The organism is Bradyrhizobium jicamae (assembly GCF_018130695.1).
Classification (GTDB): domain Bacteria; phylum Pseudomonadota; class Alphaproteobacteria; order Rhizobiales; family Xanthobacteraceae; genus Bradyrhizobium; species Bradyrhizobium jicamae_B.
On sequence record NZ_JAFCJX010000015.1, the window covers coordinates 145,495 to 167,895 of the forward strand.

17 protein-coding genes and 1 tRNA gene are annotated in these 22,401 nt (G+C 64.9%); 8 read left to right on the forward strand and 10 right to left on the reverse strand.

Going from position 1 to position 22,401, the window contains the following annotated elements:
• The first annotated feature begins 105 nt into the window (after window positions 1-105).
• The gene (locus tag JQ604_RS22695) at window positions 106-366 is read left to right on the forward strand and encodes a hypothetical protein (RefSeq protein ID WP_349631131.1); all 261 of its coding nucleotides are present in this window, start codon (window positions 106-108) and stop codon (window positions 364-366) included.
• Between the two features lie 152 nt (window positions 367-518).
• Window positions 519-1,268 (forward strand): outer membrane protein, encoded by a 750-nt coding sequence (locus JQ604_RS22700; protein WP_212361985.1) that lies wholly within the window; start codon window positions 519-521, stop codon window positions 1,266-1,268.
• Between the two features lie 154 nt (window positions 1,269-1,422).
• Here the strand turns inward: JQ604_RS22700 and JQ604_RS22705 are convergent, their stop codons facing one another.
• On the reverse strand, window positions 1,423-2,880 hold the full coding sequence (locus JQ604_RS22705) for a glutamate synthase subunit beta (RefSeq protein ID WP_212361988.1): 1,458 nt from the start codon (window positions 2,878-2,880) through the stop codon (window positions 1,423-1,425).
• Between the two features lie 150 nt (window positions 2,881-3,030).
• Window positions 3,031-7,770, reverse strand: coding sequence for a glutamate synthase large subunit (gltB, locus tag JQ604_RS22710; protein ID WP_212361992.1), 4,740 nt, complete (start codon window positions 7,768-7,770; stop codon window positions 3,031-3,033).
• A gap of 470 nt (window positions 7,771-8,240) precedes the next feature.
• Between gltB and JQ604_RS22715 the strand changes: the two genes are divergently transcribed.
• A complete protein-coding gene (locus JQ604_RS22715; RefSeq protein ID WP_212361996.1) occupies window positions 8,241-8,978 on the forward strand; it encodes a hypothetical protein in 738 nt (245 codons plus the stop codon).
• A gap of 183 nt (window positions 8,979-9,161) precedes the next feature.
• Here the strand turns inward: JQ604_RS22715 and JQ604_RS22720 are convergent, their stop codons facing one another.
• Entirely contained in the window at window positions 9,162-9,638 is a 477-nt protein-coding gene (locus tag JQ604_RS22720) for an Hsp20 family protein (RefSeq protein ID WP_212361999.1), read from the reverse strand.
• A 219-nt stretch (window positions 9,639-9,857) separates the two neighbouring features.
• On the opposite strand from JQ604_RS22720, the gene JQ604_RS22725 reads away from it, so the two are divergent.
• The gene (locus JQ604_RS22725; RefSeq protein WP_212362002.1) at window positions 9,858-10,805 is read left to right on the forward strand and encodes an alpha/beta fold hydrolase; all 948 of its coding nucleotides are present in this window, start codon (window positions 9,858-9,860) and stop codon (window positions 10,803-10,805) included.
• A gap of 19 nt (window positions 10,806-10,824) precedes the next feature.
• Here the strand turns inward: JQ604_RS22725 and JQ604_RS22730 are convergent, their stop codons facing one another.
• Both JQ604_RS22730 and JQ604_RS22735 read right to left on the reverse strand, forming a co-directional pair.
• Window positions 10,825-11,481: a hypothetical protein gene (locus JQ604_RS22730; RefSeq protein WP_212362005.1), complete on the reverse strand. Its 657-nt coding sequence runs from the start codon at window positions 11,479-11,481 to the stop codon at window positions 10,825-10,827.
• A gap of 64 nt (window positions 11,482-11,545) precedes the next feature.
• Window positions 11,546-13,348 (reverse strand): adenylate/guanylate cyclase domain-containing protein, encoded by a 1,803-nt coding sequence (locus JQ604_RS22735; protein WP_212362008.1) that lies wholly within the window; start codon window positions 13,346-13,348, stop codon window positions 11,546-11,548.
• 240 nt (window positions 13,349-13,588) lie between these two features.
• Here JQ604_RS22735 and JQ604_RS22740 point away from each other — a divergent pair, with 240 nt between their 5' ends.
• Window positions 13,589-14,224, forward strand: coding sequence for a LysE family translocator (locus JQ604_RS22740; protein ID WP_212362011.1), 636 nt, complete (start codon window positions 13,589-13,591; stop codon window positions 14,222-14,224).
• Window positions 14,225-14,288: 64 nt separating this feature from the next.
• Here the strand turns inward: JQ604_RS22740 and JQ604_RS22745 are convergent, their stop codons facing one another.
• Window positions 14,289-15,041 (reverse strand): sulfite exporter TauE/SafE family protein, encoded by a 753-nt coding sequence (locus JQ604_RS22745; protein WP_212362014.1) that lies wholly within the window; start codon window positions 15,039-15,041, stop codon window positions 14,289-14,291.
• Between the two features lie 86 nt (window positions 15,042-15,127).
• Here JQ604_RS22745 and JQ604_RS22750 point away from each other — a divergent pair, with 86 nt between their 5' ends.
• Entirely contained in the window at window positions 15,128-16,021 is an 894-nt protein-coding gene (locus JQ604_RS22750) for a LysR family transcriptional regulator (protein WP_212362017.1), read from the forward strand.
• Between the two features lie 2 nt (window positions 16,022-16,023).
• On the opposite strand, the gene JQ604_RS22755 is transcribed toward JQ604_RS22750, so the two are convergent.
• From JQ604_RS22755 to JQ604_RS22765, 3 genes are all read right to left on the reverse strand, one after another.
• Entirely contained in the window at window positions 16,024-16,992 is a 969-nt protein-coding gene (locus tag JQ604_RS22755) for a Bug family tripartite tricarboxylate transporter substrate binding protein (RefSeq protein WP_212362020.1), read from the reverse strand.
• Between the two features lie 74 nt (window positions 16,993-17,066).
• Entirely contained in the window at window positions 17,067-17,846 is a 780-nt protein-coding gene (gene hisN, locus JQ604_RS22760; protein ID WP_212362025.1) for a histidinol-phosphatase, read from the reverse strand.
• 559 nt (window positions 17,847-18,405) lie between these two features.
• Window positions 18,406-19,293 (reverse strand): N-formylglutamate amidohydrolase, encoded by an 888-nt coding sequence (locus tag JQ604_RS22765; RefSeq protein ID WP_212362029.1) that lies wholly within the window; start codon window positions 19,291-19,293, stop codon window positions 18,406-18,408.
• Between the two features lie 323 nt (window positions 19,294-19,616).
• Between JQ604_RS22765 and cpdR the strand changes: the two genes are divergently transcribed.
• Window positions 19,617-19,976 carry a cell cycle two-component system response regulator CpdR gene (gene cpdR, locus JQ604_RS22770; RefSeq protein ID WP_044539148.1) on the forward strand — a complete coding sequence of 120 codons (360 nt, stop codon included), beginning with the start codon at window positions 19,617-19,619 and terminating at the stop codon, window positions 19,974-19,976.
• Between the two features lie 80 nt (window positions 19,977-20,056).
• Window positions 20,057-20,131: transfer RNA gene (locus JQ604_RS22775), tRNA-Val, on the forward strand.
• A gap of 805 nt (window positions 20,132-20,936) precedes the next feature.
• Here the strand turns inward: JQ604_RS22775 and JQ604_RS22780 are convergent.
• On the reverse strand, window positions 20,937-22,388 hold the full coding sequence (locus tag JQ604_RS22780) for an aldehyde dehydrogenase (protein WP_212362033.1): 1,452 nt from the start codon (window positions 22,386-22,388) through the stop codon (window positions 20,937-20,939).
• Between the last annotated feature and the right edge of the window lie 13 nt (window positions 22,389-22,401).

The window sequence follows — 22,401 nt, forward strand, 5'->3', positions numbered from 1 at the left end:
GCCGGTGCAGAAGGCGCTCTGCGCGAACGTCGTTTGACATAGATCAAACGCGATACGTCACGTCCGTTGCCACATCGTCCGTGTTGGTCGATCCAGCTCGGTGTCGTGGTGCTGCCCACCTGGTTTGTGACTGTTCAAATCCGTAAACGCGGTCTGCTGCAAAAGCGAGAGCGTAGCCCCCGCGAAACCCGAACATTTGCGACCGAAGCCGAAGCCAAGAGATTCGCCGGCATGAAACTGGAAGAGGGACTGGTCGTATTTGCCGGCACGATCAATCCATACTCCCCCAAGCGACTGATCCTTTCCCACGACGTTGCGGGTTGGCTGGAAGAGCAAATCGAGAGCAACGAAGATCAGCGCGGTTAGATATTACCGAAAATACGATTATTGCCCGATTGTTTCTGGATGTTGCCATTTTGGCACATGGCCTTTCGCGAGCCATGCCTATCGTTGGCAACACTGATTTGGACGGGACCTGTCACTGTCAGAACTTGGGATGAGGAATTGGAGGGACATCGATGATGAAGAAATTCTTAACTTCCGTAGCCATGGCCGCGACGATCGCCACGCCTGCCCTGGCCGCTGACATGGCCGTCAAGGCTCCGCCGCCGGCACCGCTTCCCGTGATCTACAACTGGAGCGGCTTCTACATCGGCGGCAACGGTGGTTGGGGTGAGAGCCACAATTGCGTCGATTTCGTTACGCTTGCGGGAACAGTCGTCGGCGGCTGCCGCGATCGTTCCGGAGGCGTTATCGGCGGGCAACTTGGTTACCGCTGGCAGTCCAATCAGTTCGTGTTCGGATTGGAAGCACAAGGCGATTGGGCTGATCTCAGCAACACGCGCGTCAGCCTGTTCGATGCGACGCTCTCAACCCGGGTGAAGACCGACGGCATCGGCCTCTTCACGGGCCAGATCGGCTGGGCCTGGAACGCGGCACTGCTCTACGTCAAGGGCGGCGCGGCCGTGACCAGCAATCGTCTCGACATATTCGATACGGCCACCGGCATTGGTCTGGCCTCGGCAAGTGCCACGCGCTGGGGTGGTGTTCTCGGCGTCGGCTTTGAGTACGGCTTCGCGCCGAACTGGTCGGTCGGTCTTGAATACGACCATCTGTGGATGGGGGATGCGAACAACTCCTTCACCGCGACCGATCCGCGCCTTGTCGGCTTCCTCAATAGCCGGATCAGCCAGGACGTCGACATGCTCACCATACGCTTCAATTACCGCTTCGGCGGCTACAACGCGCCGGTCACGGCTCGCTACTGACCGCTATTTCTCTCCAGCAACTCAGGCCCCGGCATCGACCGGGGCCTTTTGTTGACATGCAGTACGCGGCGGCGCTTCCGTGGTCTCTGGAATACCGGGTCACCCGCACAAGGAGGCGGGTGACGACAGTGAAAATGTGGGACTAGCCGCGGGCTTACCGCGGCAGGTCCGTCTTCCCCATCAGGAACGTGTCGATCGACCGCGCGCAGAGGCGGCCTTCGCGGATCGCCCAGACCACCAGCGATTGTCCCCGGCGCATGTCGCCGGCGGAGAAGACGTTGGGGCGGGAGGTCAGGTAGTCCTGCAGATTGGCGCGGACGTTGCCGCGCTGGTCGAGGTCGACTGCGAGCGTCTTCAAGAGGCCCTCGTGCACGGGGTGGACGAAGCCCATCGCCAGCAGCACGAGCTCGGCGTCGAGGCTGAACTCGGTGCCGGGCAGCGGCTTGAACTTGTCGTCGACCTTGACGCAGTGCAGCTTCTTGACCTTGCCGTCGACGCCCTCGAACTTGGTCGTCAGCACGGCGAATTCGCGCGCGGCGCCTTCGGCCTGGCTCGAGGACGTGCGCATCTTCAGCGGCCAGTTCGGCCAGGTGACGCCCTTGTTCTCGTGCTCGGGCGGGGCCGGCATGATCTCGAGCTGGGTCACGGACTCCGCGCCCTGGCGGAACGAGGTGCCGATGCAGTCGCTTCCAGTGTCGCCGCCGCCGATCACGACGACATGCTTGCCTTCAGCGAGGATGTCGGCGGTGCCGTTCAGGGACTCGCCGGAGACGCGGCGGTTCTGCTGCGGCAGGAAGTCCATCGCGAAATGAATCCCAGCGAGATCGCGGCCGGGGATCGGCAGGTCGCGCGGGGCTTCCGCGCCGCCGGTCAGCGCCAGCGCGTCATAGTCGTTGAGCAGGTCGCGCGGATCGATGGCGCCGGGCGAGGTGCCGCCGACGGCCTTGCCATAGTGAAAGGTGACGCCCTCGGCTTCCATCTGCGTCACGCGACGGTCGATGACGCCCTTTTCCATCTTGAAGTCGGGAATGCCGTAGCGCAGCAGCCCGCCGGCCTTGGCGTACTTCTCGTAGACATGCACGTCGTGGCCGGCGCGCGCGAGCTGCTGCGCGCAGGCCATGCCGGCGGGGCCGGCGCCGATCACGGCGACCTTCTTGCCGGTCTTGCTCGGCGCGATCTCCGGCTTCAGCCAGCCATTGTCCCAGGCGCGGTCGACGATCGCGCATTCGATCGTCTTGATGGTCACCGGGTTGTCGTCGATGTTCAGCGTGCACGACGCCTCGCACGGCGCCGGGCAGATGCGGCCGGTGAACTCCGGGAAATTGTTGGTCGAGTGCAGGTTGCGCGAGGCTTCTTCCCAGTTGCCCTGATAGACGAGGTCGTTGAAGTCGGGGATCTGGTTGTTAACCGGGCAGCCCGGCGTGCCCGGCTGTGCCGAGCCGGTGCCGTGGCAATAGGGGATGCCGCAATTCATGCAGCGCGCCGCCTGGTCGCGTGTGTCCTTCTCGCTCAAGGGAACGACGAATTCCTTGAAGTGCTTCAGCCGCTCGGCCACCGGCGCATACTTGCGGTCGTGCCGCTCGATCTCGAGAAAACCTGTGATCTTGCCCATTAAACCTGATGCCCCTGCATCTTAAGCGTTCGTCTGTTCTGTTCCGTCATCCTCCGTCATTGCGAGGAGCGTAGCGACGAAGCAATCCATGGTTCAGCGTGTGGTGCTATGGATTGCTTCGCTGCGCTCGCAATGACGGGCTCGTGAAGCTTACGCGCCGATCGCGATTTTCGGCTCGGCGTCGGCGTTGGCCTTCTTCATTTCCTTCAGTGCGCGGCGGTACTCCACCGGCATCACCTTGCGGAATTTCGGCAGCCAGGCTTTCCAGTTCGCCAGGATCTCGACGGCTTTCGCCGAGCCGGTCAGCTTGGCGTGACGCGAGATCAGGACGTGCAGCCGCTCGACGTCGGAGTCGAGCAGGTTCTGGAACACGTCGACCCGGCCATGCGCCTCGAGATCGCCGGAGTGATGATAGGTGCCGGCGTTGATCAGCTCTTCCGACAGCACCGGCTCGAGCTCGACCATCGCGAGGTTGCACAGTTTCGAGAAGTCACCGGCCTCGTCCAGCACATAGGCGATGCCGCCGGACATGCCGGCCGCGAAGTTGCGCCCGGTCTTGCCGAGCACGACCACGATGCCGCCGGTCATGTATTCGCAGCAATGATCGCCGGCGCCCTCGACGACCGCGACCGCGCCCGAATTGCGCACGGCAAAGCGTTCGCCGGCGATGCCTCGGAAGTAGCACTCGCCCTCGATCGCGCCGTACATCACGGTGTTGCCGACGATGATCGACTCCTCCGGCACGATGCCGGAGATTTTCGGCGGCTTGACGATGATGCGGCCGCCCGAGAGGCCCTTGCCGACATAGTCGTTGCCTTCACCCTCGAGCTCGAAGGTGACGCCCTTGGCGAGCCAGGCGCCGAAAGCCTGCCCGGCGGTGCCCTTCAGGCTGACATGGATGGAGTCCAGCGGCAGACCATTATGGCCGTAGATCTTCGCCACCGCGCCCGACAGCATCGCGCCGGCGGAACGGTCGGTGTTGTTGATCTCTTCCTCGATCTTGACCGGCGCACCGCGATCGAGCGCGGCTTGCGCCTTCTCGATCAGACGGCGGTCGAGCACGGCCTCCAGATGGTGGTTCTGGCGCTCCGAGTGATAGATCTTCTGGCCCTTCTCCTCCTTCTGCCGCACGAACAGCTTGGAGAAGTCGAGGCCCTTGGCCTTCCAGTGCGAGACCAGAGCGGTCTGGTCGAGCATCTGGACCTGGCCAACCATGTCGTTGAACTTCTTGTAGCCGAGCTGCGCCATGATCTCGCGCACTTCCTCGGCGACGAAGAAGAAGTAGTTGATGACATGCTCGGGCTGGCCGGTGAAGCGCTTGCGCAGCACCGGATCCTGGGTCGCGACGCCGACCGGGCAGGTGTTGAGGTGGCACTTGCGCATCATGATGCAGCCGGCCGCGATCAAGGGCGCGGTGGCGAAGCCGAACTCGTCGGCGCCGAGCAGGGCGCCGATCACGACGTCACGTCCGGTGCGGAAGCCGCCGTCGACCTGGACCACGATGCGGCTGCGCAGCCGCTCGCGCACCAACGTCTGGTGGGTTTCGGCAAGCCCGATCTCCCACGGCGAACCCGCATGCTTGATCGAGGTCAGTGGCGACGCACCGGTGCCGCCCTCGAAGCCCGCGATGGTGACATGGTCGGCGCGCGCCTTGGCAACACCGGCCGCAACCGTGCCGACACCGACCTCGGAGACCAGCTTGACCGAGACCTGGCCGTCCGGATTGACGTTCTTCAGGTCGTAGATCAGCTGGGCGAGGTCTTCAATCGAGTAGATGTCGTGATGCGGCGGCGGCGAGATCAGGCCGACGCCCGGCGTCGAATGCCGCACGCGCGCGATCGTCGCGTCGACCTTGTGGCCGGGCAACTGGCCGCCTTCGCCGGGCTTGGCACCCTGCGCCATCTTGATCTGCATCATGTCGGAGTTGACGAGATACTCCGTCGTCACGCCGAAACGGCCCGAGGCGACCTGCTTGATCGCCGAGCGCATGCTGTCGCCATTCGGCAGCGGCTTGAAGCGATCGGCTTCCTCGCCGCCTTCGCCGGTGTTCGACTTGCCGCCGATCCGGTTCATGGCGATCGCAAGCGTGGTGTGGGCCTCGCGCGAGATCGAGCCGAAGCTCATCGCACCTGTGGCGAAACGCTTGACGATGTCCTTGGCGGGCTCGACGTCCTCGAGCTTCACCGGCTTGCGCTTCTCGTCCTCGGCGGTCTTGATCCTGAACAGGCCACGCAGCGTCAGCAGACGCTCGGACTGCTCGTTGAGGATCTTGGCGAACGCCTTGTAGCGCTCCAGCGAGTTGCCGCGCGCGGCGTGCTGCAGCGTCGAGACCGACTCGGCGGTCCAGGCGTGGTCCTCGCCGCGGGTGCGGTAGGCATATTCGCCGCCGACGTCGAGCGCGTTCTTGTAGATCTGCACGTCGCCGAACGCGTCGGTGTGACGGCGCACGGTCTCTTCCGCGATCTCGGCGAGACCGACGCCTTCGATGCGGGTATGCGTGCCGGCAAAATACTTGGCTACGAAGTCCGCCTTGAGGCCGACCGCATCGAAGATCTGCGCGCCGCAATAGGACTGGTAGGTCGAGATGCCCATCTTGGACATCACCTTCAGCAGGCCCTTGCCGATCGACTTGATGTAGCGCTTGACGATCTCGTAGTCGTCGAGCGCGCCCGGCAGCTTGTCCTTCATCGCGAGGATGGATTCGAACGCGAGATAGGGGTTGATCGCTTCCGCGCCGTAGCCGGCGAGACAGGCGAAGTGATGCACTTCGCGGGGCTCACCGGATTCGATCACGAGGCCGACCGAGGTGCGGAGACCCGTGCGGATCAAATGATGGTGCACGGCCGCGCAGGCGAGCAGCGACGGGATCGGGATCCGGTCGGTGCCGGTCATGCGGTCGGACAGGATGATGATGTTGATGCCCTCGCGCACCGCGCCCTCGGCGCGCGCGCAGAGCTCGTCGAGCACCTGGTCCATGCCCGACGCGCCGAGGCCGGCGTGGAAGGTGGTGTCCAGCGTGCGCGAGCGGAAATGCGTCTCGGCAACATCGGAGATCGAGCGGATCTTTTCCAGGTCCGCATCGGTCAGGATCGGCTGGCGCACTTCGAGGCGCTTGGTCGAGGCGAGGCCCTGCAGGTCGAACAGGTTCGGCCGCGGCCCGATGATCGAGACGAGGCTCATCACGAGCTCCTCGCGGATCGGGTCGATCGGCGGGTTGGTGACCTGCGCGAAATTCTGCTTGAAGTAGGTGAACAGCTGCTTCGGCTTGTCCGACAGCGCCGAGATCGGCGTGTCGTTGCCCATCGAGCCCGCGGCTTCCTCACCGGTGGCCGCCATCGGCGTCATCAGGATGGTGATGTCTTCCTGGGTGTAACCAAACGCCTGCTGCCGATCGAGCAGCGGCAGGTTGGAGCGCGCGCTCTTGGCGGCTGCCGCCGGCAGCTCCTCGAGCACGATCTGGGTGCGATGCAGCCAGTCGCTGTAGGGATGGCTCTTGGCAAGGTCGGCCTTGATCTCGTCGTCGGGAATCAGGCGGCCTTGCTGGAGGTCGACCAGCAGCATCTTGCCGGGCTGCAGCCGCCACTTGGTGACGATCTGCTCCTCCGGAATCTTCAGCACGCCCATTTCGGACGCCATCACGATACGGTCGTCCTTGGTCACGAGATAGCGCGCCGGACGCAGGCCGTTGCGGTCGAGCGTCGCGCCGATCTGGCGGCCGTCGGTGAAGGCGATCGCGGCGGGGCCGTCCCACGGCTCCATCAGCGCGGCATGATATTCGTAGAAGGCGCGGCGCTGCTCATCCATCAAGGGATTGCCGGCCCACGCTTCCGGAATCATCATCATGACCGCGTGCGGCAGCGAGTAGCCGCCCTGCACCAGGAATTCGAGCGCATTGTCGAAGCAGGCGGTGTCGCTTTGTCCCTCATAGGAGATCGGCCACAGCCGGCTGATGTCCTTGCCGTAGGCTTCCGAATGCACGGAGGCCTGGCGGGCCGCCATCCAGTTGACGTTGCCGCGCAGCGTGTTGATTTCGCCGTTATGGGCGATCATCCGGTACGGATGCGCCAGCGACCAGGTCGGGAAGGTGTTGGTCGAGAAGCGTTGATGCACCAGCGCCAGCGCGCTCTCGAAGTCAGCCTCGTGCAGATCAGGATAGTACTTGCCGAGCTGGTCGGCGAGGAACATGCCCTTGTAGATCACGGTGCGGCACGACATCGAGCACGGATAATAGCCGGCCATGCCGCGGTCGCGGCGCTGATAGATCGCCTGCGAGATCGACTTGCGCAGGATGTAAAGCCTGCGCTCGAACTCGTCCTCGGTCTTGCCGACACCGTTGCGGCCGATGAAGACCTGCATGTGGTAGGGCTCGGTCGGCTTCACGGTGACGCCCAGCGAGGAGTTGTCGCTGGGCACGTCGCGCCAGCCGAGCAGCTTGAAGCCCTCGTTCTTGATCTCGTCGGCGATGATGCTCTTGATCACGTTCCGCCACGCCGCGTCGCGCGGCATGAACAGCGCACCGATCGCGTATTCGCCGGGCGCCGGCAGCTTGAAGCCGAGCTCGGTCGCCTTGCGCGCGAAGAAGGCGTGCGGGATCTGCACCAGGATGCCCGCGCCGTCGCCGGCGCGCGGGTCGGCGCCGACGGCGCCGCGATGCTCGAGGTTGCAGAGGATGTTCAGCGCGTCGGAGACGATCTGGTGGGACTTCTTGCCCTTGATGTTGGCAATGAAGCCGACGCCGCAGGAGTCTTTCTCCATGCTCGGGTCGTAGAGGCCCTCGGCCTGCGGTCGCCACGTATGCAGCTCGCGCTTCGGCTCGGTGGCTTTCGAGTCCGCGGTCGCCGACAGGTTGCCTGCCACGATGATTTCGCGCTCGAATTCCGACCCGCTCATGTGTCCTCTCCCCTTCGTAAGGGCCTCACCGACTTTGGCGCACCTTGGGCGTTGCGGCACCCGCTGGGCCACCGCTCGTCCGCCGCGAGCCGCAAATTTCCTTAATTCAGGCGAGGGGCGTTCGACGTCCCTGAGGAACGGCCCCTGCCTGCAGCTTTCTCGGAGCCTTTAGCGCCGATTTTCGTTGCAATCCCTGTGCCGGGATGGCCCCGAAATTGAGACAGTCTTGCTGTCCTAACTCCGACCTTGCCAAATTTTTGTCTAACACACAAGCGCGCGCAAGTCCTCGCCTGCATGCTCGAACCGGCCTCTCGGCCCGGTCTGCCGCCCCGGATTCTTAGCAAACGCGCCGCGATCCGGCCTAAGGATTGGCCAAGGACCGCCGGAATTCAAAATGAAATTTTGGTCAGGGATGGCCGGCAAGAGAGCGGGAACGCTTCCAGGCCCCTGGGGCAGACAGGAGTGACAGGATGAAGTTATTCACAGGATGGGTTGCAGCCGCCGCTCTGGCGCTCGCCGCGACGGGCGCGGAGGCGCAGCAGATCACCCGGACCTCCGACTTCGAGGGGCCGGGACCCGGACCCTATGCAGCGATGCCGCCGCCGGAGGTTGCACCGCCGCCGCGCTATGGCTACGGCCCGACACTGTTGCCGCCAACGGAGGTCTACACCGTGCTGCGCGAGGCCGGCTTCTCGCCGCTCGGCATCCCGCGCCAGCGCGGTTTTGTCTACGTGATCTCGGTGATCGACCGCGGCGGCGACGACGGCCGCTTGGTGATCGATGCCCGCAATGGCCGCATCATCCGCTTCGTGCCGGCCTACCGGATGGGCGCAGGCTTCAATGACGACCTCGACGTGAGCGTCGTCCCCGGCCCGTCGTCGGCACTGCTGCCGCCGGTCCATGCCCGCGCGCCGCGTCCGCCGGGTGCGGTGCCCCATGTCGCAAGCCGCAGCGTGCCGGTGCCGAAGCCGAGCCCGCTGGCGGGCAAGGCGGCGCCCGCTCCTGCGCCCGCACAGGCCGCCGCACCTGCGCCCGCTCAGCCGGCGCCCACGCAGCAGGCCGCCGTGGTCGCGCCAAAGCCGGTCGAGGCGCAGGCGACACCGCAAGCTGCGGCTCCGACCATCGGTCAGGCGCCAACGCCGGCGCCCGTCGCCGCAGCGTCACCACTGCCGACGCAGGAGATGCCGAAGGTGCAGGGGCTGGAGTAACGCATACGACCGCGTAGCCCGGATGGAGCGCAGCGAAATCCGGGAAACTCCATCCGCGGATGAAGCGGCCCCGGATTGCGCTTCGCTTCATCCGGGCTACGGGCTACCACACAAATAAAAAACGCCCCGGTTTCCCGGGGCGTTTTCGCGTTCAGCCAATATCTGCTGACGCGGGGGGCGTGGTTAGGCGGCGACCTTGCCGGCCGAGCTGTCGACGACCTGCGGGGCCTTCTCGACTGAACCGATCGGAATGCTGCGCGGCTTCTTGGCCTCGGGAATCTCGCGGACGAGATCGACATGGAGCAGGCCGTTCTCGAGCGAGGCGTTCTTCACCTGCACGAAGTCGGCGAGCTGGAAGACGCGCTCAAAGGCGCGCGAGGCGATGCCGCGATAGAGCACTTCGGACGTCGCGCCGGTATTCTCGTTGGCACCTTTCTCGCCCTTGATCGTCAGCGTGTTTTCCTTCGCGACGATGGAGAGCTCGGCCTGCGAGAAGCCGGAGACCGCGACGCTGATCCGGTAGGCGTTCTCACCGGTACGCTCGATGTTGTAGGGGGGATAGCCGGGGCTGCCGTCCGAGGTGACCTGGTCGAGCAGACTGAAGAGGCGGTCGAAGCCGACGGTGGAACGATAAAACGGGGTGAGATCGTAGCTACGCATAGGGAAGTCCTCTCTTGAGCGACTGTTTCAATGACCCGCCCGCCATCGGGCCGGGCTTAGATGTGTGCAGCCTGATGTTCCGGTTCCGAAACACTGGTAGCGGCCTGCACTGAGGTGATATGGGAGGGGTGATCATCCGTTCAAGAGGCGGAAACAACGTCCCTTTTTGGCGCGCACGCCCTTGATTCCCAGCCTGTTCCACCTAAGCCGGTCCCCTGCATGACGCTCGTCTCGATTCCCGCAAATCCGGTTCCGGAGGACGTCGTCAGCGGCACGATCAAGACTCCCGATGGCGCCGAGTTGCGCTTCGCGCGCTGGGCGCCGCCGCCCGGCCGCAAGGGCACGGTGTGCGTATTCGCCGGGCGCGGCGAGATGATCGAGAAATATTTCGAGACGGTGCGCGATCTGCGCGACCGCGGCTTTGCGGTGGCGATGATCGACTGGCGCGGGCAGGGCCACTCGTCGCGGCGGCTGCGCGATTCCCGCAAAGGTTATGTGCGCTCCTTTGCCGACTACGAGACCGACGTCGAGACCTTCGTGCAGCAGGTGGTGCTGCCGGATTGTCCGCCGCCTTACTTCGCGCTGGCGCATTCGATGGGCGGCGCGGTGATGTTGCGCGTCGCGCATGCCGGCAAGCGCTGGTTCGACCGCATGGTGCTGTCGGCGCCGATGATCGACCTGCCGCGGCGGCGCACCTCGTTCGTTCCGACCGCGCTGTTGCGGATCCTGCGGCTGGCCGGGCAGGGCGGACGCTACGTGCCCGGCGGCAGCGATGAGCTGACCGGCATCTCCTCCTTCGTCAACAATCCCCTGACCAGCGATCCCGTGCGCTATGCGCGCAACGCCGCGATCCTCGAGGAGGACCCGACGCTCGGCATCGCCGCGCCGACGGTGGCCTGGGCCGACACGGCGTTCAGCGCGATGCGGACCTTCCGCGGCGCCTCCTATCCGTCCGACATCCGCCAGCCGATCCTGATGCTGGCGGCGAGCAATGACGAGGTGGTGTCGACAGCGGCGATCGAGGAGTTCGCCTATCATTTGCGCGCCGGCTCGCATCTGGTGATCGCCGGCTCCAAGCACGAGATCCTGCAGGAGCAGGATCGCTATCGCGCGCAGTTCTGGGCGGCGTTCGACGCCTTCGTGCCGGGCACGCCGCTGTTCAAATAGGCTCTCTGATCAAACAGCTTTATTTGCGATCGAGCAGCGCGACGATCCGCGCCGGGAAGCTGCGCTCGACGAACAGCGTCTTCACCTCGGCGACGCTGAGATAGCGGTCCTTGCCGTCGCCCTTGCCGAGGATGTCGAGCAGCACCGGCCATTCGCCGAGCATCATGATGCGGTAGTAGCCGTGCAGGATTCCCCAGTACCAGGGATGGTCATCCTTGGCGCGCTGGAAGTTGGCGCGCATGAAGGTCTTGATCTCCGCTGCGTTCAATCCGCGTTCGGTGCCGCCGTCGGGATTGCTGTAATCGCTGCCGAACGTCGCGAGCCGCGCGATCTCGTCCTCGTGGACAACAGCGTGCTGATCGAGAATGCGCGAGCCGGCGCCGTGCTTGTCGAGCGGCCCGTTGCGCAATTGGTCGAGGATCGCGCCTTCGCGCAGGCTCCGGAACGGCGCGCCATTCGCAATCATCGCGACGCCGAAAATCTGCGCGCCGGCGAACAGCGCGGCGAGGCCGGTCTTGCCGGTGGCGCGCTTGATCGTGTCGGTCAGCTCCGGCAGCGGCACGATGTGGCCGCCGACATAGCCGTTGGCCACCAGCCCACGCAGGAACGGACAGGGATTATCGGGTGAAACCTCGACCGGCGCAGCCGGCGCCCGGTTTGTCGCGATGTCTTGCATGAAACCACATCCAGAAAAGCATTCTCTATAGAAAGCAATGCGTTACCGATGGGTTAGGCGGCCGTCAGGATTCTGCAGCGAGCTTTATCACCGGTGCAACCAGAGATAGCTTGCCGTAGGGCACGCCGGCTTTCAAGAGGCCATCGCGATAATGCGCGATGTCGGCGGGGTTCTTCCAATGGAAGTTCCGCAAATGCCGCTCGACGGTGAGGTCGGGATAATTGCCGAGCAGCGACTGCACGGCTTCCTTGGCCTCGTCGGTCCGGCCGGCCTGCGCGAGCGCGGCGGCGCGCACCGCCAGTCCCTGCAGATGGTTCGGGTTGAGAACCAGCGCCTCGCGCGACCAGGACAGCGACGCATCATATTGGCCGAGCAGATAATGGCTGAACGCGCTCAGCGCCGCCCACTGATAGCGCGGGTCGCTGTTGCCGCGCTGCTGGACCGCCATCGAGAACAGCTCGATCGCCTTGCGGTGGTCGCCGATCACCATGTTGCAGATGCCGAGCACGCCGCGCGCGCCCATGTCGTACGGGTTCAGCTCGATCGCCCGCTTGATGGCGTCCATCGCCGCTTCGTAATGGCCCTGCATCGCGTGCAGATAGGCCAGCAGCGAGAACGCAAAGGACGAGCGCGGATCGAGCCGTACGCTGCTTTCGGCCAGGGCGACCGAGGAGGCCCACAAGTCGCGCGTGCTCGCGATCCAGCCGAACTGGGCGCCCTGGATCTGGATGGTCGCGAGATAGGCGCGCGCGATCGACAAGGCAGGATCGAGTGCGATCGCTTCCTTGAACAGCGCGATCGCGGCTTCGAAATCATCCTTGGTCTGATGGTAATAGTGCGACAGGCCCTTGAGGAAGCGATCCCAGGCCGTCAGCTCCGACGATGGCGAGCGCGCCGGCGCAGAAGCTTCGGCACGATAGATTTCCTGTGCGATCGCGGCCGAGAGGTTGGACGTGATCTCGTCCTGCATCGCGAACAGGTCGCCCATGTCGCGGTCGTAGCGGCCGGTCCACAGCTGCTCGCCCTTTTCGGGTGCGATCAGTTCGGCGGTGACGCGGATCTTGCTGCCGGCGCGCCGCACCGAGCCTTGGATCAGATAGGTGGCGTCGATCTCGCGCGCGATCAGGCGCGTGCTCAGATTCTTGCCCTTGAACGCGAAGGTCGAGTTGCGGCTCAGCACGCGATAGAAGGACTGCAGCGACAGCGCGTGGATCAGGTCCTCGGTCAGGCCGTCGGAAAAATACTCGTCCGCGCTGCCGCTCAGATTGTCGAACGGCAGCACGCCGACGATCGCGGTCCGGTACTGGCCGGGCAGATGCGGTCCGTCCTTCGGGGCTTCCTCGTGGCCGTCGGTGCCTTCAGGCATCCAGGTCCAGACATGGATCGGCTCGCTGATGTTCTTGAAGCGGTGCGGGCCGGCGTCGACCAGCGTCACCGCGAGACGCTTGCCGGCCTCGGTGTAGGCCTTGTCCGATACCGCGATGCCGCCGGGTGCAGCCACCGTCTCGAGGCGGACGGCGATGTTGACGTCGTCGCCGAACACCTCGTCCTCGTCGGCCATGACGTCGCCCATATGGACGCCCATCCGGAAGTGCATGGCACGATCGGCCGGCAGATGCTCGTTGCGCTCGGCCATCACGGTCTGCATCGCCACCGCGGCTTCGATCGCGCCGATGATGCTCGGAAACTCCAGCAGGAAGCCGTCGCCGGTATTTTTGACGATGCGGCCGCCATGATTGAGGATGATCGGGTAGATCGCGCTGCGATGGGCCTTGAAAGAGGCATGCGTGCCCGCCTCGTCGGCCCCCATCATGCGGGAATAGCCGGAGATATCAGCGCAGAGGATGGCGGCGAGCCGTCTTTCCATGATTCCCTTAGGTCCCGGAGCGGGTCACGCGAGCCGCAACGACCGATTCCAATCCTTCCAAGACATCTTGTATCTGGCGGAAGTCCGGCCCGGACGCAACCTTATTGCATTCTAACAGGAATTCGCCTGCGGCGAATGATCTTATCCGCCGGGATACTAATGAATTGATATGTCGCCGGCATGGCGCAGCGTGGCCGGAAAGCCGTTCCGGCTGGTGATTCCCTGTGCTAATGGCGCCCCATGCTCGGCATCCATGAACTCTGGCTGTTCGCCCTCTCCGGTCTGCTGCTCAACATCACGCCGGGTCCGGATACCGCCTACATCATCGGCCGCAGCGTCCAGCTCGGCTGGCGGGGCGGCGCGGCCGCCGCGATCGGGATCTGCTGCGGCTGCCTGGTGCATGTGTTTGGCGCGGCGATCGGCCTGTCGGCGCTGTTGATGGCGTCGTCGGCGGCTTTTACCGTCGTCAAGCTGGTCGGCGCGGCCTATCTCGTGATCACGGGGTTGCAGATGCTGCTGTCGCGCACGCAGCCGATCGCGGATGCCGCTAGTCAGCGTGGCGAGACCTCGATCTCGCGGGTGTTCTGGCAGGGCGCGCTCACCAACATCCTCAATCCGAAGGTGGCGCTGTTCTTCCTCGCCTTCCTGCCGCAATTCGTCGCCGCCGATTCGCCGCACAAGACGGCGGCGTTTTTGCTGCTCGGGCTGATCTTCATCTTCAACGGCACGCTGTGGTGCCTCGGTGTGGCAGCGTTTGCCGCCCGCGCCGCCAGCCGCATCCGCAACTCCGGCAATGCCATCGCATGGATTAACCGGACGCTCGGCGGCCTGTTCGTCTATCTCGGTATCCGCGTCGCGCTGCTCGAAGCGCGCTGACAATAGCGTTTTCGAGCGAAGTGGCTTCCGGTTCGCGTGAAGAAAACGCGTCAAAACCAAAAAGCTAACCGTGCAATTTCAGCAGCGCGCTGCCGGCGAGGTAGAGGCCGAGCAGGATCATCGCGATCAGGAACCAGCGGCGGAATACCTCGGGCTGCATCCGCGATCGCACCGACTGGCCGATGAACATGCCGACGAACGACGCCACCATCGCGACCGCGCCCGGGAGCGCGGTTGCGGCCGTCAGCAGGCCCGAGCTCGTCAGGTTGAAGGCGAGTGCGACGGTTGCGGTGGTGAAGAACACGCCGAGTGCCTGCACCAACTCGTCCTTCTCCATCCCGATCGCCTGCATGAAGGGCATCGAGGGAATCACCTGCACACCGGTCGCGGCCGAGATCAGTCCGGTGAGAACGCCGACGATGCCGCCGATCCACTTCTCGTCGCGCCGCGCGACCTTGAAGCTGAACTTGCTTAAGCCCACGACGGCGTAGATCACGAGCAGCGCGCCGAGCACCACGGTGCCGTAGGGCGCATAGGGACCGGTCAGCAGTCCCGCATTGAGCCAGATGCCGACGACGGTGCCGAGCATCAACGGCCACAGCCGCTTGACGATGTCGCGCAGATACGGGCCGACGAAGGTCTGCCAGATGTTGGTGACGATCGCCGGCACGATCACGATCGCGATCGCCTGGCCCGGCGGCATGGTGACCGCGAGCAGGCCCATCGAGACGGTCGGCAGCCCGAGCCCCAGCGTGCCCTTGACGAAGCCGGCGAGCAGGAAGGCGAAGGCGATCAGGATCAGCATGTGGTCGATCATGTCAGCACATTGACCGAAGGAGCGGATCGGCACAATCTGGAGGTTACGGAGCGAGCCTTCGGTTCCTCCGTAGGCAGAAAGCGGACATGCGGTTTGATCTGGTCGATTTGCAGCTGTTCATCGCGGTGGCGGACGCGCGCAGCATCACGCAAGGCGCGCAGCGCGCCAACATGGCGCTGGCCTCCGCCAGCGAGCGCATCAAGGGGCTCGAGGACGCGCTCGGCGTCGCGCTCCTGAAACGCGGCCGCCGCGGCGTCGAATTGACCGCGGCCGGCGAGAGCCTGCTCGATCACGCCCGCATCGTGATCCACAATGTCGAGGCGCTGCAGGGCGATCTGTCGGCCTATGCCACCGGCGTTCGCGCCAGCGTGCTGCTGCTCGCCAACACCTCGGGGCTGTCGGAGCATCTGCCGCGCGCGCTCGCCGCCTTCCTGCACGCGCATCCCGACATCAATGTCGACGTCGAGGAGCGCGAGAGCGCCGATATCGCGGCCGCGATCGCCAGCGGTGCCGCCGATCTCGGCTTCGCCGCCGAGCACGCGCTGCCCGACAGTGTCGAGCGCTTTCTGTTCAGCGAGGACCGGCTGACCCTGGTGGCCGCGAAGCGCAGCGATCTCGGCAATCGCCGCCAGATCGACTTCCAGGAGGTGGTCGGGCGCGATTTCGTCGGGCTCACGGCCTCGACCGCGCTGCAGGTTCACATCTCCCGCCACGCCGCCAAGCTCGGCGCCCGCCTGCGTTTCCGCGCTCGCCTGCGCGATTTCGATGCGATCTGCCAGATGGTCGCGGCCGATGTCGGCGTTGCCGTCGTGCCGGAGACCGCGGCACGCCGATGCGCGCGATCGATGCCGATCGTCGCGATCCGGATCCGCGACGGCTGGGCCAATCGCCGGCTCACCATCTGCGCCCGCAGTTTCAAGGCGCTGCCGCGGCCGGCGAAGCAGCTGGTGGATTATCTGCGCGCTGAAGTTCAGCGCTGACGCTACTTCGTCGTCGCGATGCCGGAATCCTTGATCACCTTGGCCCATTTCGCCGTCTCGCCGGCGATGAAGGCGCGGAAGTGATCGGGCGTATCGCCGACCGGGGTCATGCCCTGCTCGGCGAGCTTTGATTTGACGCCCGCATCGGCGAGCGCCGTCGCTGCGGCCTTGTTCAGCGTGGCGATGACGGCCGGCGGCGTCGCGGCTGGAGCGATCATGCCGTACCAGTTCTCGGCACGGACGTCGGGCATGCCGAGCTCGGCCGTGGTCGGCACGTCGGGCGCGGTCGCCGCACGTTCCGGCGCGCCGAGCGCGATCGGCCGCAGCGCGCCGCTTCTGACATGCGGCAGGATCGCCGGCAGGTCGAGGAAGGTCATCTCGACCTGTTGCCCGAGCAGGTCGTTCACCGCGGGCGCAGCGCCGCGATAGGGCACGTGGACGATGTCGACCTTCGCGGTGAGCTTGAACAACTCGCCGGCGAGGTGCGGCAGGCTGCCGGGGCCGGTCGAGGCGAAGTTGAGTTTCCCCGGTTGCGCCTTGGCGAGCGCGACCAGCTCGGTCATGTTCCTGGCCGGCACGTTGCTGGTGACGACGAGCATCTCGGGTACGGTGACGCAGAGCGTGACCGGCGCAAAATCCTTCAGCGCGTCGTAGGGGATCTTCTCCATGCTCTGGTTGATCGCAAGCGCGCCGGCATTGACGATGCCGATCGTGTAGCCGTCGGGATTGGCCTTCGCGACCGCGTCGGTGCCGAGCGTGCCGCCCTGGCCGCCGCGATTGTCGATCACGATTGGCTGCTTCATCAGTTCCGACATCTTCTGCCCGACGATGCGGGCGACGATGTCGTTGGGGCCGCCGGCGGGGAAGGGCACGATCAGCTTGATCGGTTTGGTCGGGAAATCCTGCGCGAGAGCCAGGCTCGGTATCAGGCCCAGCAGGACCCCTGCCAACAGTCTGCAGCCCATCCGCATTCGCAGCGCCTCCCTGACTTTTCTCGTTGGCGTCAGGATGAGGGCAGAGGAGGCGTTCGGCAACAGTGAAATTGTTACGCGTTGAGCAGCTTCATCGCCGCTTCATGCACGCGGGGATCGCCGGCGGCGATGATGCGGCCGCCCTTTTGTGCCGGCTTGCCGTCCCAGGTGGTGACGATGCCGCCGGCGCCGGTGACGATCGGGATCAGGGCTGCGATGTCGTAGGCCTTCAGCTCGGTCTCGACAACGAGGTCGAGATGGCCAGCCGCGAGCATGCAGTAGGAGTAGCAATCGCCGCCATAGCGGGTCAGCTTGGCCGCGCCCTCGATCCGCTGGAAGCGGGCGCGATCATCCTCTTTCATCAGCAGCGGGCTCGTGGTGTAGGCCGTCGCCTCCTTCAGCGACGAGCAGCGCCGCACCGTCAGCTTCCGCGCGCCGGTCGGGCCGGCGTAAGTCGCCGAGCCGCTGTCGCCCAGGAAGCGCTCGCCGATATAGGGCTGGTGCATCATGCCGAACACCGGCGTGCCCTTGTGCAAGAGCGCGATCAGCGTGCCCCAGATCGGAAAGCCCGCGATGAAGGATTTGGTGCCGTCGATCGGATCGAGCACCCAGACGTAGTCGGCGTCCTCGCGCTCATTGCCGAACTCCTCGCCGACGATGCCGTGCTGAGGGAAGTTCGCCTTGATCAGCCGCCGCATCACCGCTTCGGCCGCGCGATCGGCCTCGGTGACCGGATCGAAGTCGCTGGCGCTCTTGTTGTCGATCGACAGCGAGGTGCGGAAGAACGGCAGAATGGTTTCGCCGGAAGCGGTGGCGAGCCGGCCGATGAAGGCGGTGAAATCGATGACCGTCACGGCAGTTCCTTCGGGGGTCTTTGGACGCGCAGCATTCCGCTTGTCACTCTTGCCTAGCTCAATCCGATGCACGGCGCACGATTAACGGAGCGTTATCCCGCGCCAACTCGCGCTTGGACTTTCGCTTTGGCTTCGCTTTCGCGCCTCAAGGCCGTTCACGAACCCGCGAGTTCCGGTATACGGGCTATGCAATTTGTGCCGGGCAGCTGTCTTTCCGTCGCAAGTAACTGAATTTTCTTCTGAATTCTATATCTGGCCGGTTCGGGCATATTCGTTAGTCCACTAAAGATTATGCCTCATACCTTTCGAAAGTTCTTGCGTTTTGTGCAGCGCGGCCGCATATTGTTGCGGTGCGGTAGCGCCTCGCGCTATCGCTGCCCTCCTTGGGCGTTTCCTCCCTAGACTTGGGCCGCTTGTCATTCAAGCGGCCCTTTTTTCTTTTGGGCGCTCTTTTCCTGGGTGCGATGAATCCGTGCTCACAGCGCGCGGACGCGTGATGAACTCGGAATCATTTCGGAACCTGCACGCGCCGGCGACACGCCCGCGATCGGAAGCGGCTTTACTCTGCGGCGGCCTGGAACGGCCCGAGATCGCCAAGCGGAACTTTCGCCAGCGCCTCCGCCAGCACGGCGAAATCGGCGGCGACTTGCGCGAAGCGCGGTCCGCGCTCCCGGCGGCGCTCATCCATGTAAACGGCGCGGTTGAGCTCGATCTGCACGGTGTGCAGGCCGCTGGCCGGATTGCCGTAATGCTCGGTGATGAAGCCGCCGGCATAGGGCTTGTTGCGTCCGGTCGAATAGCCGAGCGAGCCCAGCGTCTGCTCGACCAGGTCGGGCAGCAGCGGCGCGCAGCTCGTGCCGTAGCGGTCGCCGATCACCACGTCGGGGCGCCGCGGCTCGTCTCTGCTGACGCCGACCGACGGCATCGAATGGCAGTCGACCAGGATCACGGTGCCGAACGCCTGATGCGCCTTGTTGATCAGCCGGCGCAGCGCGCGATGATAGGGCTTGTAGAGCACCTCGATGCGGGAGAGCGCTTCCTCGACATTGAGTCGCTCGCGATAGATCTCCTGGCCGTCGCCGACCACGCGCGGAATGGTGCCGAGACCGCCGGCGACGCGCATCGAGCGGGTGTTGGCAAAACTCGGCAGCCGCCCGGTGAACATCCTGGGATCGAGCTCATAGGGCTCGCGGTTCACGTCGACATAGGAGCGCGGGAAGTTGACGCGCACGGTCGGGAAGCCGCTGACAGCGAGACCTGAGATCAGCTCGTCCATGAAGGAATCTTCGGAGCGTCGCAGCGCGGCGAGATCGATTCGCGACGCGTTCACGAACTCCGCCGGATAGACCGAGCCGGAATGCGGGGAGTTGAAGATGATCGGCGCCCGCCAGCTCGAGGGCTCCACGATCTCGAACGGAGGCGACAATTCGCCCTCAAACTCGGTCATTCCCTTGGCGCCGTCCCTTTGATCCGCCTCCACCTCTCAGAAAAAAGATTCTGCCGGAAAAGCGGAGGTTTTATGGGCGGGCATTGTCCGTAATCGCGGGGCCGCTGCCAAGCGAAAAGAGTGGGCGGCGCGCTGGAACGCGTCTTAAGAACAACAAATGCCGCAGCCCGTCGATCCGGCAGGCGTTGATTTCAAGCCGCCGCGGGTCCACAAATAGGCCACGCTCGCGGCCGACGCTGACCGCCAACCTTCACCCGAAATTTACCGTCTGTCGGGCTTAGTGTGCTTCACTGATCCTCCAGCCGGATTCGACTCGTCCTGCCATGCCAAAAATCCTCCTCGCCGAAGACGACAACGACATGCGCCGCTTCCTGGTCAAGGCGCTGGAAAACGCCGGATTCAAGGTCTCGCCGCACGACAACGGCATGTCGGCCTATCAGCGGCTGCGCGAGGAGCCGTTCGAGATGCTGCTGACCGACATCGTGATGCCCGAGATGGACGGCATCGAGCTGGCCCGCCGCGCCTCGGAACTCGACCCTGACATCAAGATCATGTTCATCACCGGCTTCGCGGCGGTGGCCCTGAATTCCGATTCGGAGGCGCCCAAGAACGCCAAGGTGCTGGCCAAGCCGGTTCACCTCAGGGAATTGGTCAGCGAAGTGAACAAGATGCTGGCGGCCTGATTCGGCCCATAAATTAGGACTTTGCGTCCTTGCCTGCCCCGCCGGGGTCCGTTATAGGGACCCCACCGATCTGGACATTCGGGCGCGTAGCTCAGCGGGAGAGCACTACCTTGACATGGTAGGGGTCACAGGTTCGATCCCTGTCGCGCCCACCAGCCTTCGCTCGCGAAGCGTGCGAAGGCTGCCACGCCGAAGCCCGACGGGCGAAGGCGGGCTTGTGTCCGCGAGCTACGGCTCGGCAAGCCACGATCCCAATTCACACAGTCAAACAGCCCATCCGACGTCATCACCCGCGCATGCGGGTGATCCAGTATTCCAGAGACGGCTGCGCTTGAATCGAGAAGCCGCGGCGTACTGGATCGCCCGCATGCGCGGGCGACGACAGTTGAGGTATGCGTCCGCATTCTCGCGACACGTTCTGCCCGAGTTTTCCATCTCGTTCCGCCCTCTCTCTTGAGTGAGGGCGCAGGGAAGACCGGGTGCACGCTGCACCCGCGGTCCCATGTGCAATGGATAGAAAGTGGCGCACACGGGCATACAGAGCAGCGGAGGCACGCCGGCCTTCCCTGCGCGATGGCTTTACGGCTTATACGCGCTCGCCCTGGTGAGACTCTGCTTTTGTGCCACCATCGTCAGCGATCGGCTTTGGACCTCTCGCATACTTACCACCAACATCGGGGCGGCAGGCCCACACGACTTCACCGTACACCTTGCGCACACACGTCAATTGCACGCTCGGCGTCCATCGCATCCCGACCCGCGTTCCTGACGTTGCGCAACGCCCCTCAGAGGGTGAGATGACGTGTTATTACTATAATCAGAAGTTCGTGTAAACAATATTATTTTTGCGAGGGGCGCTTGACAGGTTTTGCACGGGCTCGCTGATTTGCCCGTCGTGTCGAATTTGTCACAGCGCCGTGGGCGGGAGGCGCGGTCAGGTGCCTCCCGCCGGCCGCAACCTCAGAACGGATAGTGCCGCGGGCCGGTCTGCACCGTGATCCAGCGCAGCTCGGTGAATTCGTCGATCGCAGCCTTGCCGCCGAAGCGGCCGTAGCCGGAGGCCTTGGTGCCGCCGAACGGCATCTGCGGCTCGTCATGCACGGTCGGGGCGTTGACGTGGCAGATGCCGGCCTCGATGCGCCTGGCGACCGCGAGCGCACGCGGGATGTCGCGGCCGAACACGGCGGAGGAGAGGCCGTATTCGGTGTCGTTGGCGACGCGCACGGCTTCGTCGACGCCGCTGACGCGGACCACCGTGACGACCGGACCGAAGCTTTCCTCGCCATAGATGCGCATCGCCGGCGTGACGCGGTCGACGATGGTGGCCGGCATGATGGTGCCCTTGCCACGGCCGCCGGCGGCGAGCACCGCGCCCTTGGCGACTGCATCGTCGATCAGGCCACCGACACGGTCCGCGGCCGCAATGCTCACCAGCGAGCCCAGCACCACATTGCCCTTGCGGGGATCGCCATGAGGCAGGCTTTTCGCCTTGGCCGCAAACTTCGCCACGAAGGCGTCGGCGACCTTGTCGTCGACCACGATGCGCTCGGTCGACATGCAGATCTGGCCCTGGTTCATGAAGGCGCCGAAGGCGGCTGCGTTCACCGCGGCATCGAGATCGGCATCGTCGAGAATGACCAGCGGCGCCTTGCCGCCAAGCTCGAGCAGCGCGCGCTTCAGATGCTTGGCGCAGGCCAGCGCAATGAGCCGGCCGACCCGGGTCGAGCCGGTGAAGTTGACGCGCCGGATCGCCGGATGTGCGATCAGCGCCTCGACCACGGCCTGCGCGTCCTCCGGCGCATTGGTCACGACATTGACGACGCCGTCGCCGAGGCCGGCTTCGGTGAGGCAGCTGCCGATCAGCCGGTGCACGCCCGGGCTCATCTCCGAGGCCTTCAGCACCACCGTGTTTCCGCAGGCGAGCGGCATCGCAACCGAGCGCACGCCGAGGATCACGGGCGCGTTCCACGGCGCGATGCCGAGCACGACGCCGACCGGCTGGCGGAACGCCATCGCGAGATTGTCGGGCTTGTCGGTCGGGATCACCTCGCCGGAAATCTGTGTGGTCATCGCCGCCGCCTCGCGCAGCATGCCCTCGGCGAGATGGACGTTGAAGCCGGCCCAGCCGGCGGTGGCGCCGGTTTCGGCGACCATCAGCTCGGTGAACTCGCCGGCGCGGCGCGCCAGGATGTCGGCGGCGGCGCTGAGGCGCTTGCGCCGCTCGGAGGGGCCAAGCTGCGACCAGGCCGGGAAAGCGGCAGCCGCGGCATCGGCGGCGCGCATCGCGTCGTCGATCGAGGCGGCCGCCACGATGGTCGCGATCTCGTCGCTAATCGGATTGCGGCGCTGGAAGGTGCGCTGGTTGGTCGCCGACTGATCCTTGCCGCCGATGAGGAGATCGATTGCGTTCATGGGAGACTCCATG

Excerpts from the sequence above, each read along its gene's own strand:
- JQ604_RS22700 (WP_212361985.1), top strand. The coding sequence starts at position 519 with ATGATGAAGAAATTCTTAACTTCCGTAGCCATGGCCGCGACGATCGCC.
- JQ604_RS22705 (WP_212361988.1), bottom strand. The coding sequence starts at position 2,880 with ATGGGCAAGATCACAGGTTTTCTCGAGATCGAGCGGCACGACCGCAAG.
- gltB (WP_212361992.1), bottom strand. The coding sequence starts at position 7,770 with ATGAGCGGGTCGGAATTCGAGCGCGAAATCATCGTGGCAGGCAACCTG.
- JQ604_RS22715 (WP_212361996.1), top strand. The coding sequence starts at position 8,241 with ATGAAGTTATTCACAGGATGGGTTGCAGCCGCCGCTCTGGCGCTCGCC.
- JQ604_RS22720 (WP_212361999.1), bottom strand. The coding sequence starts at position 9,638 with ATGCGTAGCTACGATCTCACCCCGTTTTATCGTTCCACCGTCGGCTTC.
- JQ604_RS22725 (WP_212362002.1), top strand. The coding sequence starts at position 9,858 with ATGACGCTCGTCTCGATTCCCGCAAATCCGGTTCCGGAGGACGTCGTC.
- JQ604_RS22730 (WP_212362005.1), bottom strand. The coding sequence starts at position 11,481 with ATGCAAGACATCGCGACAAACCGGGCGCCGGCTGCGCCGGTCGAGGTT.
- JQ604_RS22735 (WP_212362008.1), bottom strand. The coding sequence starts at position 13,348 with ATGGAAAGACGGCTCGCCGCCATCCTCTGCGCTGATATCTCCGGCTAT.
- JQ604_RS22740 (WP_212362011.1), top strand. The coding sequence starts at position 13,589 with ATGCTCGGCATCCATGAACTCTGGCTGTTCGCCCTCTCCGGTCTGCTG.
- JQ604_RS22745 (WP_212362014.1), bottom strand. The coding sequence starts at position 15,041 with ATGATCGACCACATGCTGATCCTGATCGCCTTCGCCTTCCTGCTCGCC.
- JQ604_RS22750 (WP_212362017.1), top strand. The coding sequence starts at position 15,128 with ATGCGGTTTGATCTGGTCGATTTGCAGCTGTTCATCGCGGTGGCGGAC.
- JQ604_RS22755 (WP_212362020.1), bottom strand. The coding sequence starts at position 16,992 with ATGCGGATGGGCTGCAGACTGTTGGCAGGGGTCCTGCTGGGCCTGATA.
- JQ604_RS22765 (WP_212362029.1), bottom strand. The coding sequence starts at position 19,293 with ATGACCGAGTTTGAGGGCGAATTGTCGCCTCCGTTCGAGATCGTGGAG.
- cpdR (WP_044539148.1), top strand. The coding sequence starts at position 19,617 with ATGCCAAAAATCCTCCTCGCCGAAGACGACAACGACATGCGCCGCTTC.
- JQ604_RS22780 (WP_212362033.1), bottom strand. The coding sequence starts at position 22,388 with ATGAACGCAATCGATCTCCTCATCGGCGGCAAGGATCAGTCGGCGACC.